10 protein-coding genes are annotated in these 14,356 nt (G+C 31.0%); all 10 read right to left on the bottom strand.

Going from position 1 to position 14,356, the window contains the following annotated elements; translation table 11 throughout:
* Positions 1-42: 42 nt before the first annotated feature.
* Positions 43-1,479 (bottom strand): transcription termination factor Rho, encoded by a 1,437-nt coding sequence (rho, locus tag NSA50_RS11895; RefSeq protein WP_257445340.1) that lies wholly within the window; start codon positions 1,477-1,479, stop codon positions 43-45.
* Positions 1,480-1,763: 284 nt separating this feature from the next.
* Positions 1,764-5,285, bottom strand: a complete 3,522-nt coding sequence (locus NSA50_RS11890; protein WP_257445338.1) for a 5'-nucleotidase C-terminal domain-containing protein — start codon at positions 5,283-5,285, stop codon at positions 1,764-1,766.
* Positions 5,286-5,471: 186 nt separating this feature from the next.
* The gene (gene fsa, locus NSA50_RS11885) at positions 5,472-6,119 is read right to left on the bottom strand and encodes a fructose-6-phosphate aldolase (protein ID WP_257445336.1); all 648 of its coding nucleotides are present in this window, start codon (positions 6,117-6,119) and stop codon (positions 5,472-5,474) included.
* Positions 6,120-6,215: 96 nt separating this feature from the next.
* Positions 6,216-7,163 carry an ABC transporter permease gene (locus tag NSA50_RS11880; RefSeq protein WP_257445334.1) on the bottom strand — a complete coding sequence of 316 codons (948 nt, stop codon included), beginning with the start codon at positions 7,161-7,163 and terminating at the stop codon, positions 6,216-6,218.
* Positions 7,163-8,251, bottom strand: a complete 1,089-nt coding sequence (locus NSA50_RS11875) for an ABC transporter permease (RefSeq protein WP_257445332.1) — start codon at positions 8,249-8,251, stop codon at positions 7,163-7,165. The genes NSA50_RS11880 and NSA50_RS11875 overlap by 1 nt, the downstream gene beginning before the upstream one ends.
* Entirely contained in the window at positions 8,251-9,771 is a 1,521-nt protein-coding gene (locus NSA50_RS11870) for an ABC transporter ATP-binding protein (RefSeq protein ID WP_195265897.1), read from the bottom strand. Before NSA50_RS11870 ends, NSA50_RS11875 begins: the two co-directional genes overlap by 1 nt.
* A gap of 74 nt (positions 9,772-9,845) precedes the next feature.
* Complete coding sequence (locus NSA50_RS11865) at positions 9,846-10,952, bottom strand: BMP family lipoprotein (protein WP_195265886.1); 1,107 nt, start codon at positions 10,950-10,952, stop codon at positions 9,846-9,848.
* Between the two features lie 104 nt (positions 10,953-11,056).
* Positions 11,057-12,079 (bottom strand): LacI family DNA-binding transcriptional regulator, encoded by a 1,023-nt coding sequence (locus tag NSA50_RS11860; protein WP_257445329.1) that lies wholly within the window; start codon positions 12,077-12,079, stop codon positions 11,057-11,059.
* Positions 12,080-12,356: 277 nt separating this feature from the next.
* Entirely contained in the window at positions 12,357-13,022 is a 666-nt protein-coding gene (gene deoC / locus NSA50_RS11855) for a deoxyribose-phosphate aldolase (RefSeq protein ID WP_195431182.1), read from the bottom strand.
* Positions 13,023-13,044: 22 nt separating this feature from the next.
* Positions 13,045-14,349, bottom strand: coding sequence for a pyrimidine-nucleoside phosphorylase (locus tag NSA50_RS11850; protein WP_257445327.1), 1,305 nt, complete (start codon positions 14,347-14,349; stop codon positions 13,045-13,047).
* Positions 14,350-14,356: the final 7 nt, after the last annotated feature.

The raw sequence follows: 14,356 nt of genomic DNA, 5'->3' as shown, positions 1-14,356 counted from the left end.
AATGTGTATAAGGTATTACCCTATACACATTTTTTCTTCAGATTATTTTTTCTCTATTTCACTTTTACTAAATATATTTATGAATTCCTTGTTATTTTTAGTTTTTGTAAGCATATTTATTAATTTTTCAGTCACATTTTCTATGTTTCCATCTCTATACATAACTCTTCTAATTGAATATGCAACTTCCTTCTCTTCATCTGATAAAATTAAATCTTCTTTTCTAGTTCCAGATTTGTATATATCAATTGCTGGGAATATTCTTCTTTCTTGAAGCTTTCTATCTAGATGAACTTCCATATTCCCAGTTCCCTTAAATTCTTCAAATATCATATCGTCCATTCTAGAACCAGTATCAATTAAGGCTGTTGCAAGTATAGTTAAACTTCCACCCTCTTCGATATTTCTAGCTGCCCCAAAGAATTTTTTAGGCATTATTAAAGCACCTGGATCTAATCCGCCAGATAATGTTCTCCCTGTTGGAGTAATCGTTAAATTATATGCTCTAGAAAGTCTAGTTAAACTATCTAGTAATATAACTACATCTTTTCCTTGTTCAACCATTCTTTTGGCTCTTTCTAATACCATTTGAGATACCTTTGCATGGTTTTGAGGTTCTTCATCAAAAGTTGAATATATAACATCACCATTTATTGATCTCTTCATATCCGTTACTTCTTCTGGCCTCTCATCTATAAGTAGAACTATAAGTTTAACTTCCGGATAATTTTTAGATATATTTTGGGCAACCTTTTTTAATAAAGTTGTTTTACCTGCCTTAGGAGGCGCAACTATTATCCCTCTTTGCCCCTTACCTATAGGACAAATTATATCCATTAATCTTGAAGATAAATCTCCTTCATTATTAGTTTCTAAATGTAATCTATCTTGAGGATATATAGGCGTTAATGTTTCAAAAGATTTTCTTCCAACTGCTCTTTCAGGATTTTCTCCATTTACTCTTTCAACATAAAGTAATGCTTTAAACTTTTCTCCTTCTTTAGCTTCTCTTACCTTTCCTTCAACTTCATCACCGGTCCTAAGATTAAATCTCCTTATTTGAGATGGTGATACATATACGTCATTTTCACCAGTTTGATAATTGTTACATCTCAAAAAGCCAAAGCTATTATTTTCTAATATTTCTAATACGCCTTTAGCAGTATTAGACTCATTTATCATAACTTTTAGTCGTTCTCTTTTTTCTTCCCTATTTTCCTCTTTAATTTCTTCTTTTTTTTCTTCTCTGATTTCCTTATTAAAATTATTATTCACTACATTTACTTCTTCAGCTTTTACTTTAGGTGTTATCTTTTCTTGTAATATAACTCCATTTTTTTCTATACTTTTTGGTGAATTTTCAATTATTGCATCAATAAGCTCATTCTTCTTTAATTTACTTATATTTTTTATATTAAGTTGCTTAGCTATTTCTTTTAATTCAGCTAATGTTTTTCTTTCATATATTTCTTTAGTCAAAACTGCACCTCCACGGATAATTTTATTTATAATTCAATTATGAATAAAAAATCAATATTTAAATTTAATAAATTCTAAATTGGGATATTTTCAGATATAAATATTAAAGATATGAATCTCTTGGATTTTATATATGTATTTATATTATGAATTAATATATTTAATTTATCAAGGATAATTTTATTAATTATAATATTACTATTATTTCCTTATTTATAATTTTAATACTTATTTTAATTAAAAAGGAGCTATCTATATCATTAAGATAGCTCCTTAAAATATTACTAACTAGCTTTTTCTTCACTCTTCTTTCTAAACATTACATATCCAACGCCTGATATTAATATAGCAAATACTAGCAGGTTTATAGGATTTTGTCCCCCAGTAGTTGGTAAATTACTTTGATTATTTGAACCTTCTTCTCCACTATTATTAGGGCCTTCTTCTCCACTATTGTTTCCACCTGAATTTTCTCCTGGATTTGTAGGTGTTTTTGTGTCATCTACTCCAGCAATTAATAAGTTGTCTATATTTGTATCTACGCCATTAGCCTTCCATTCTTTAACTATCTCGTCTCTCATAACTAAATTTGTATCTTTCATATTTTTAGCATTACTAAAATTATATCCATCTCCACCAGTTGCCATAAAGTCATTAACTACAACTGTATAATATTTATTCATATCTAATGAAGTTCCATCTGCTAATCTGATTGAAGTAATTCTTTCTCCTGCTTTAGCATCTTTATCATACCAAACTTTAATTCCTGAGAATTGTCCCCAGCCAAAGTTATCTGGCATAATTCCATGTTCTATTGCAGCTTTTACATCTGCCCCCTTCAATTCCATTGTTACTAAAGTATTATCAAAAGGTAGTATTGTATATAAATCTCCAATTGTTAATACTCCTGCTGACAATGGTGCTCTTACTCCTCCACCATTAGTTATAGCAATATCTACTCCTGCAATTTTTCTCATTGCCTCAGAAACAACTGTTCCAAGAGGTGTAAGTCCTTCATTTCTATCATGTGATAGATCTTTATCTAAATCCGCTACTTTTTCACTTAATATTGGTTTTAATTCAGCCTCATATTTACTAACTATTTTTGTTGATGTTTCATCTGGTATTATATTAGCACTTCTTTCATAAAGCTTATCTAAATTAGCTCCAAGTGAAACTAATTTTCCTGTATTGTCAAAATCAAATGTTAATACTGATAAAGCTCTACCATTGTTTCCAGCTTCAACTATTTTAACCCCATTAACTTCTACATTAGTAAATAGATGATCATGAGACGCTATAATTGCATCAACATTTTTAATTTTCTTTGCTAAATCTACAGCTTCTCCAACAGGCTTTCCATCTTTATCTGTTGTTGCTCCTAAGTGAGATAATACAACAACTGCATTAACTTTATCTTCATTCCTTAATTTATCAGCATATTTTTGAACTGATATTGAAGGATCTTCAAATGTCAAATCAGCAACATTTGCTGGAGTTGTCTTATAAGCTGTTTCAGGTGTTGTAACTCCTATTAAACCAACTTTAATTCCATCTACTTCAATAATTTTATATGGATCTGCCCATTCAACAGGTTTTCCTGTTTTTTTATCTATAATATTAGCAGCTAAGAAATCAAAATTACCTGCTTTTTCCCATGTAGGAATTAATTCTTTTCCCCAGTCAAATTCATGATTTCCAACTGCAGATGCAGGTATATTTATATCCTTTAAAAACTCATTTACTGGTGCACCTTTAGTAAGGTTTGATATTGCTGTGCCTTGATATAAATCCCCAGCTGCTAGTGGTATAGCTTCATAATTAGAGGAAGCATTTAGTGCAGTTCTCGCTTTTATTGCTGATGCTAATTTAGCGATTCCAACATTTTTGCCGCTTTCTTGAACGTTTCCATGTAAATCATTAAAGCTTACTAACTCAACTCTCTTCATATTCTTAGCCTTTAAGACATCATTCCAAGTTAAGCTTCTTACATTTGGAGTTCTTCCATCATCTGATACTGGTATGCTAAGTACTCCATCATTAACTAATTTAACAGCTTCTTTTCTTAAAGTTTCATCATAATTAACTCCTGTCAATTTCCAGTTGTTATCTATATTTCTACTTATTTTTCCACCCTTAATTTTTACAATATAGTCAGTTATTAAATCTCTCATATCTGATATTTGATCATTATTAGTGTCATAAACTTTTTCATGTGTTCCAGGCTCGAATACAGGATTAGTAGATGCATTAAGTACTGAATCATATCTGTAGTTATTTACTGATAAATAAACTACATCAGTATCTTCAACAACTTTTCCATCTTTTTCGAACTTCACATTTTCAATTCTACTTCCAGCAGGTTTAGAAATATTTATTTCATAGCTAATTCCATCAAACATATCATATTGATATAATCTTATATTAGGATTTAATGATACTGTTAAATCTCCAACATTAAATGTATTATATATTGATGCTGTCCATTCCATAAATCTCTTAAGTTGCTTTCCATTTGTTTTTATTGTGTAAAGCTTATTGTCATATTTATATATATTTGATACATCAGATTTTTTGATATCTCCTGATAACATATTTGATCCAGCATCAAATAATGCTGCAGCTGATACTTGGTATCCAGTGTTAGCATCTATTCCCTTTGACTCTAAATGCTTTTTGCTATTATATAATTGAACTTCATTTACGAAATCTGTTATCCCTTGATCTCTAACTAATGATTCTGGAATATCAGCTATTTCATTTTTATCAGCTAAGCTTGGGCCTTCTAATTTACCAATAACTATGCTTGCATCTGCCTTTGCTCTTTCATCATATGGTTTTAAAGCTGATACTAGACTTTCATTTTCTGCTACTCCTGTTGTTTTTAACAATGTTCCTTTCTTCTCTTTAACTACATATCCATCATTTGATTTTTCTAGTTTTAATTCTACTTTACCTAGACTTCCTGCGTTATTAGCTGGTTGAATTAAAATAGCATTTCCAGCAGTTTTTTCTGCAAATGCTTCGTGGCTATGTCCCATAACTATTACATCTACATCAGGATTAGCTTCAGCAATTTCCCTTGCTGAATCGCCTTTACCATATTCATTATTAAAACCCATATGTGATGTAACTACATATACATCTGCTCCATCTGCAGCTTTTATTTCTTGAATAACCTTTGCCACTTCTTCAGTTGGATTCTTAGGTGTATATCCCTCTAAATTTGGTCCATCCCACTTGTCAATATGGGGAGTAACAACACCAATTGTTGCAACTTTTACTCCATTAGGTAACTCTTTTATTGTATATGCATCAAAAACTCTTTCATCACCCTTATATAGATTAGCACATAAAACCTTTACATCACCTTTTATTTGATTAGTTATTTGGAATAGCTTGTCCATCCCAAAATTAAATTCATGATTACCTAAACTAAATGAATCATATCCTATTTCTTTTACTGCTAGCATCATAGGATTTTTTTCGTCATTTAGAAATAAGTGATTATAATTACCTTGAATATTGTCTCCATTATCAACAAGAACAGTATTTTCATTTTTATCTCTTTCTTGCTTAACTAATGTAGCTATTTGAGTTAATCCTCCATCTGATCTTGTTGCTCTTGCATATTCGTATGGAACAAACCTTCCATGCAAATCGGTAGTTGCAAGAATTTGGACCGTTTCTGTTGATACTTCCTCTGCCACTGCTTTTACTAGATTCATAGGCAAATTACCTACTATGAAAGTAAACGCCGCAACTGAAGCTAAGAATTTTTTTAGGTTTCCCTTTTTAATTCTCATTTTACCCCTCCTAATTGTTTATTTATGTTATTTTTAATAATAACCATAAAAATAGACATCCAAAGAAATTAGATATAAATTTTAATATATCTTGTTAGCACTTTAGATGTCATTAATAAAAGTAGTTTAAAGTTAATTTTTTAATAAAAGTTGGTGACCGTGCACTTTAACATAAAATACACTATATTATTTTTTAGTACTATTATTCCAATCATTTAAGAATTTTTCTATTCCTATATCTGTTAACGGATTTTTAGTCATTTGAACTAATACGCTATATGATATAGTTGCTATATGAGCTCCAGCTAATGCAGCATCTATCGCATGTATAGAATTTCTAATACTTGCTGATATAATTTCAGTTTTTATATCATGTATTCTAAAAACTGCTGCAATTTCTTCTATAAGCTCAATTCCCTTACTACCTATATCATCAACTCTTCCTATGAAAGAGCTTACATAAGTAGCTCCAGCTCTAGCAGCTAATAATGCTTGCGCTGTTGAAAAAACTAATGTTACATTTGTTTTTATTCCTTTAGATGATAATATTTTTACTGCCTTCAATCCATCTATAGTCATTGGAATTTTTATAACTATATTAGGATGTATCTTTGCTAATTCAATGCCCTCATTAACCATTTCATTATATTTCAGGCTAATTACTTCTGCACTTATTGGTCCATCAACTATGGTAGTAATTTCCTTTATTACTTCTTTGAAATCTCTTCCCTCTTTAGCTATTAGAGATGGATTTGTAGTAACTCCACAAATAACCCCCATATCATTTGCTGATATAATTTCCTCTACATTTGCAGTATCTATAAATATTTTCATAACTCAAGCCCTCCTATACGATTATCTAAGTATTTTATTAGAAATTCATTCAAAGAATGAATTTCTAACTTAATTTTTAATTTTAATTTTTAAGCACTATCTCTTACCAGCATCAAATGGTTCACCTGATGCTTTTGGTGCTTGTGATGATTTAGAGAATAAAACTAACGCTATTAAAGTTACCACATATGGGAATATCTTTAATAATACTCCTGGTATTGATGCTAATGATGGTATTGCTTGAGATACATTAGCTATTGTTGAAGCAAATCCAAAGAAGAACGTTGCTCCCAATATCCCAAGTGGTTTCCATTGTCCAAATATTAATGCTGCTAACGCTAGGAATCCAAGACCTGCAACATTTCCATTAAACTCTCCTGAGTATGTTACTAAAATTATAGCACCACCTAGAGCTGATAATCCCCCAGATATCATAACTCCTATATATCTCATTTTAAATACGCTTACTCCAGCTGCTGCTGCCGCTTGCGGATGTTCACCACAAGCTCTTAATCTTAGACCAAAGCTTGTTTTATATAGCAAAAATGCACTAGCTATTAAGATTATTATTACAAGCCATGTTGTTGCATAAGTTTTAGTGAAGAAAAGTGGTCCTATTACTGGAATATTTGATAATACAGGAATATCCTTTGGAATAAATCCATTTGTAACCCTTATATTACCACTACCTGTAATATTTCTTGCTAAAAATACTGTTAAAGCTCCTGCTATCATATTTATAGCAGTACCACTAATTACTTGGTTTGCATTTAAGTTTATACTTGCAAACGCATGTAGTAACGAGAATAAAACTCCAACTAAAGTTGCTACTAATAATCCTATCCATAAAGCTCCTGCTACCCCATTTGCTTGTAGCTTTGAAACTGTTAATGCTCCTGCAAATGAACCTATTATCATAAGTCCATCTAAACCTATATTTACAACTCCACTTCTTTCACAATAAAGTGCTCCTAATGCTGTTATTAAAAGAGGCACTGTATATGAAATTGCATATGGAAAAATTTGTTCTATTATACTCCACATTATTTTTCCACCACCCTTTCAGAAGAACTATTTTTACCTTTTGGATTATCCTTTTTTGACTTTTTGAATCTCTTTATTACTTTATCCATTACCATACTTGTTGCCGCAAAGTAAATTATTGTAGCCATTATAGTATCTGCAAGTTCTGGTGGTACCTTTACAGCTGCATTCATAAATCCTTTTCCTACGTATAGGACTCCAAAGAATAGTGCTGAGAAGAAAACTCCAACTGGATTACTTGCTCCAAGTAATGCTACTGCTATACCGTCAAAGCCTTGGCTTGGCATAACACCTATTTGCATTATGTTTGAGTTACCTGTATATTGTATAGCACCTGCAAGACCAGATAAAGCACCAGCTATCATCATAGAAATAACTATATTTCTGTTAACTGGCATACCTGCATATTCAGCTCCAAATCTATTAAATCCAACAGCCTTTAACTCATATCCTAAAACTGTTTTATTTAATATGAACCAAACTATGAAAACTGCTATCATTGCAAGGAAAATACCTAAATTTATATATGATCCTTCAAAAATATTTGATAACCAAGATGCTCTTAAAGTTGCTGAATCTGCTAACATCTTTGATTCAGTTTCTAAGAATTCACCTTTGAAATATTTTGGAATATTATAATACACTATCCAATAAGCTACCCAGTTCATCATTATTGATGATACAACTTCGTGAACGTTGAATTTAGCTTTTAAAACTCCAGGAACTGTAGCCCATATTGCGCCTCCTAAAATACCAGCTAATACAACAATAGGAACAAGGATCATTTTAGGTAAATCTAAAGATAGCCCTACTGCAATTGAGCAAAATCCTCCAAATAACATTTGGCCCGGTGCTCCAATGTTAAATAATCCTGTTTTAAATGCAAAGGCAACTGAAAGTCCTGTTAGCATTAATGGAGTTGCAGTGGCTATAGTGTTACCTATTCTTTCTAGGTTCTTTAAACCACCCTTGAATAAAAATTCATATCCTTCAAGAGGATTAAATCCCATAACAGCCATTAATATCGCGCCTGCTATAATTCCTAAAATAACAGCCATTATAGATTTTAAGCCTTGATTTTTTTCCATTAGCTTTCACCTCTCTTTATTCCTGCCATCATTAGTCCAACTTCATTTTCATCTGTTTCTGAGGCATTTACTATTCCTATAAGTTCGCCATTATTAACAATAGCAATTCTATCTGAAACATTTAGTATCTCATCTAATTCTAGAGATACTAAAAGTACAGCTTTCCCATTATCTCTTTGTTCAACAAGTCTTTTGTGTATGTATTCTATAGATCCTACATCTAATCCTCTAGTTGGTTGAACAGCTATTAATAAATCAGGATTTGACTGAACTTCACGTCCAATAATCCCCTTTTGTTGATTACCACCTGATAAAGATCTAGCTATTGATTTTCCACCTTCGCCAGCTCTAACATCAAATGTTTCAATAATATTATTTGCATATTCAGTTATCTTACTTCTATTTATAAGTCCATTTTTAGAAAACGGTTCATTTTTATAAACTTTAAGAACCATATTATCTTCCATAGTATAATCAAGAATAAGTCCTCTTTTATGTCTATCTTCTGGGATGTGCGCTATCCCCTCATCAATCCTATTTCTTATTGAAGTTTTAGTAATATCTTTTCCATTAAAGAATATACTTCCACTTTCTATACCTCTCATGCCAGTTATAGCTTCTACTAATTCTGTTTGTCCATTTCCTTCAACCCCAGCTATACCAACTATTTCACCTTTTCTTACATTTAATGAAAAGTCTTTTAACCCTAAAACCTTCTTATTATTTTTAACTGATAAATTCTCAAGCCTTAATACTTCATCTCCTGGCTTTGCTTCTACTTTATCAACTTTAAATGAAACTTGCCTTCCAACCATCATCTTAGCCATATCAGCTTCAGTAGTTGTTTTAACATCAACTGTTCCTATACACTTTCCTCTTCTTATAACTGTGCATCTATCTGCAGCTGCCTTAATTTCTTTTAGCTTATGTGTAATTAAAATTATTGATTTTCCTTCTTTTATAAGATTTTGCATTATTTTAATTAAATCATCAATTTCTTGAGGAGTTAAAACGGCTGTTGGTTCGTCAAATATAAGAACCTCAGCATTTCTGTATAACATTTTTAAAATCTCAACACGTTGTTGCATCCCAACAGATATATCTTCAATTTTTGAGTATGGATCAACATTTAAGCCGTAAGTTTTTGATAGTTCATCAATCCTTTTAGCAGCACTTTTTATATCTACTGTTAAAAAGTTTTTTGGTTCACAACCTAAAATTATATTTTCTGTTACAGTAAAATTTTCAACTAATTTAAAATGTTGATGAACCATTCCTATTCCTAAATCATTTGCCACATTTGGACTAGAAATTTTAACTTCTTTCCCTTTTACTTTTATTGCTCCAGCTTCTGGTTGATACATCCCAAAAAGCATTCCCATCAATGTAGATTTTCCTGCACCATTTTCACCTAAAAGAGCATGAATTTCTCCCTTTTTTAGTTGTAATGTTACATTATCATTTGCCACAATCCCTGGAAACTCTTTTCGAATGTTAAGCATTTCTACTACATACTCCATATAATTCACCGCTTTCCTCTTTTTATATTTATAAGGAAGCTTAAAGGATAAGCCTTTAAGCTTCCTTATATAAATTACTTAATTAAATCGCCTTTTTCACCAGCTACTTTAATTTTACCTTCTTTTATTTGATTGAATATTTCATCAGCTTTACCTGTAGTTTCTTTACTTAAATTTGGATTTTCTTTTGGAAGTCCAATTCCATCATTTTTTGCATCAAAAGTTAAAGTTTGTCCTCCAGGGAACTTGCCTTCTAATTCAGCTTTAACCATTTCATATGAAGCTGAATCTACTTTTTTCATAGCAGAAGTTAAAATGATTGATTTATTATCCTTGTATACACCATCAGCATATTGGTCAACGTCAACACCAACTATCCATGCTTCTTTACCAGCTGTTGCTCTTGTTTTAGCTTCATTTATAGCTCCAACACCAACTCCACCAGCTGCTGTAAATATTGCTTTAACTCCATTATCGAACATAGTTGCTGCTAATTGTTGTCCTGCTGCTACGTTATCAAATGAACCTTGATAAACAACGTTTTCTGCTTTGATATTCATTTTTGTATTCAAGTTCTCATTTGCATATTTAACACCTTGTTGGAATCCCCAGTTAAATTTTTGAACTGATGGTATTTCCATTCCGCCTATGAATCCTAATTCACCTTCTTTTAACTCAAGAGAAGCAGCTACCCCTGCCAAGAAACCAGCTTCATGTTCAGCAAAGAATATAGCAACTGCATTTTCTCCAACCTTTGCTACATTATCATTTCCTTGTTTTCCATTGTTAGGAGATCCATCAATGATTACAAATTTAGCATCTGGATACTTATCTTGAGCTTGGAATATAGCTGTTTCAAATTTGAATCCAGGAGTAACTATAAACTTATAATCTGTATCAAATAGGTTTCCTATTTCCTTCATATAATCTGCTTCTGTAGTTCCAGATGGTTTTAAGTAATTATCTTCAATTTTAAAATCTGCTTTTGCTTTTTCTATACCTTCCCAAGTACCTTGATTAAATGATTTGTCATCAATAGTACCTGCATCAGTAACCATACCTACTTTTAAATCTTTCTTTGTTTCGCCTTCGCCTTTTCCTTCATTCCCATTACTACCACAACCTACAAGTCCAGTAACCATAAGGGCAGCAAGTGTTAGTGCTATTAGCTTTTTTTTCATAATAATCCCTCCATAAAATAATATATAGCAATCTTTGATATACAAAGAAGTGCGTCATTAAATAATATTAACTATTGATACCGCTTACAAATTTGCTTAAATTTTTATTGATTAAACCTATCTTCTGAGCCATTTGAAATTAATTTAGGTGGTATCTTTATTCTTTTAATTTTATTTTTTTCATTAGACTCAAATATTTCTAAAAGCAACTTTATAGATGATTGTCCTAATTCCGTCGGAGAGTCTTCTATATAAGTTAAGTTAATACCTAATATATCTATAAGATCAATTTTATTAAATCCAACTAATGCTATATCATTAGGAATCCTCTTGCCTCTCTCAAATAAAGCTTTAATGACACCTAAAGTCATCCTATTACTACATGAAATTATTGCAGTAGGTGGATTCGGCATATCTAAAAATTCTTTAGTTAATTCATAGGACTTGTCTAAATTAAATTTTCCATCTTTTATATAATTGTCCATAATTGAAATATTATTTTCGATTAATGCCTTTTTATATCCATTAAGTCTATTTGCTGCTGAGCTTGAGCTTATTATCCCCGTTATTATTCCTATCTTATTATGGCCCTTATGTATTAATACATTTGTAGCATCATATCCGCCTTTTATATCATCAACAAATACTCCATTTAAGTCCATATAATTCAGGTCTGCAGAAACCAATACAATGGGTATATTTATGCTATTTATCATATCAGTAAATATATCTTGAAACTCAGTATCTCCAAATCCAGGAGTCATTATAACTCCTTTTAATCTGTGTTTCTTAACTTCATCTAGCGCTTTAATCTCACTTTTCACATCATTATTTGTGTTAAACAATATTATGTTTAAGCCTACATCTTCTGCGACTTTACTTATACCTTTTATTATCTCACCAAAATATGAATTTGTTATATCTGGAACTATTATTCCTATAGTGTTTGTCTCTCTTTTAGAAAGACTTCTTGCTATTGCACTGGGAACATAATTCATTTCTTCAATAACTTTTAGCACCTTCTCTTTTGTCTCTTCTTTTACATAAGATGAATTATTTAATACCCTAGAAATCGTTGCAGAAGATACGCCTGCTCTTTTTGCTATATCATCTATAGTTACTGCCATTTCATTTCTCCTTATGCATCTCTGATCAAACTTAATAAATTTCTCCTATATGCATATTATATATCTAATATATTGATTTGTACTAGTCCTAAATTCTAATAAATATAAATTTTGATATTTATTTCTAAAATAAGAAGTATAATAATGGATTTTTTTGCCTTTTAATTAAATTTTCTATAATATCAGATGATATTGTCGATTAACTATTTAAATATAATTAAAATTTAACTATCGCTGGTAAAATATTGTTAAGCGCTATTATTTAGTTAAAGAATATTTAATATCCCTTAACTTCTTCATTATTCATTATTTTGATTATGGAGCTTGTACCGAGTCTTGAAGCTCCTTTTTCTATGAATTCTTCCGCTTTTTCAATACTCTTAACTCCACCTGAGGCCTTAATTTTTATATCTTTTCCAACATACTTTTTAAATAATTCTATATCTTCAATAGTTGCTCCACCTGTACTAAAACCAGTAGACGTTTTTATAAATTCTGCTCCAGATTTTGCAACACACTCACATAATGTAATCTTTTCTTCTTCAGTTAAGAGACAAGTTTCTATTATTACTTTTAATATTTTATCTCCACACGCTTCTTTTATTTGTTTTATTTCGTTAGTTATATAGTTGTAGTTTTTTTCCTTTACCATTCCTATATTTATTACCATATCAATTTCATCAGCGCCCTTTTGTATAGCATCCCTTGTTTCAAAAACTTTTACCTCTGTTGTATTATATCCATTAGGGAATCCTATTACAGTACATATCTTTAATGATTCTCCAACATAATTTTTTGCTCTTTTCACGAAAGAAGGTGGAATACATACTGATGCAACTCCATATTTCATACCATCATCACATATGACTTTTATTTCGTCCCATGTAGATGTTTGTAAAAGTAATGTATGATCAACTGTTTTTAATATATCTTTTATGTCCATTTCTATCTCCTAACTCATTTATTTACTCAATTATTTTGTGTATTATATCTGATTTAGCTGGCTTTTCATCAGACATTGTATAAGCTGATAAAAGCATCTCTTCAGCTTTTTCAACTCTAGTCATGTCACTTGTATATATAGTAGCTAATATATCGCCCTTATTTACATAGCTTCCCATCTTTTTGGCTAATATTATTCCAGCACCATAATCTATTACATCATCCTTAGTTTCTCTTCCTGCTCCTGCTAACAATGAAGATATTCCTACTTTTTCTGCATTTAATTCATATACATATCCTTCTTCTTGAGCCTTTACTTCATGTGCTATCTCTGCAATAGTAAATAGATTCTTATCTTCTATTACTCTTGTATCTCCACCTTGGTTAGCTACAAGCTCTTTTAATTTTTCAAGAGCTTTTCCATTCTTAAGAACTTCCTCTAAAATAGCTCTTCCCTTATTTACATCAGCCTCTATATTAGATAATTTAAGCATTTGAGCACCAAGTCTTAAACATAACTCTCTTAAATCTGCTGGACCTCTATCACTTAAAACTTTTATTACTTCTTGAATTTCCAACGCATTTCCTATTGCATATCCTAAAGGTTCTCCATTTAAGGTTATAGCTGCTGATGTATTTCTATTTAATCCCTTTCCTATAGAAACCATAGCTTCTGCAAGTTTTTCAGCATCTTCTTTAGTTTTCATAAATGCTCCATCACCATATTTAACATCTAATAATATCGCATCTGAACCTGACGCAATTTTTTTGCTCATTATACTAGCAGCTATCAAAGGAATACTATCTATAGTAGCCGTAACATCTCTAAGCGCATATATTTTCTTATCAGCAGGTACTATGTTCTGTGTTTGTCCAGCTATTACAAGTCCTGATTTATTAACAAAATCTATAAAGTTGTCTTTTGATACATTTACATCAAAGCCTGGAATTGCTTCAAGCTTATCAAGCGTTCCTCCTGTATGTCCTAATCCTCTCCCTGATAATTTAGCAACCTTTCCTCCAGCTGCTGCAACCATAGGTACCAATATTAAAGACGTTTTATCTCCTACACCACCTGTACTATGCTTATCAACCTTTATTCCATTTATTTCGCTTAAATCAACAACGTCTCCTGATTTAATCATTGCCATTGTTAAATTTACTGTTTCTTCTTTACTAAATCCATTTAAATAAATTGCCATTAATAGTGCTGATGTTTGATAATCTGTAACTTCACCTTTCGTATAACCTTCTATAAAAAATTCTATTTCCTCTTTACTCAACTCTTTTTTATCTCTCTTCTTAGCAATAATATCAAAAGCTCTCATATTAAAA

Source organism: Clostridium mucosae, from assembly GCF_024622765.1.
Taxonomy (GTDB): domain Bacteria; phylum Bacillota; class Clostridia; order Clostridiales; family Clostridiaceae; genus Clostridium.
Note: the sequence above shows the minus strand (reverse complement) of the source record. Positions and strands in the feature narration are given on the sequence as shown.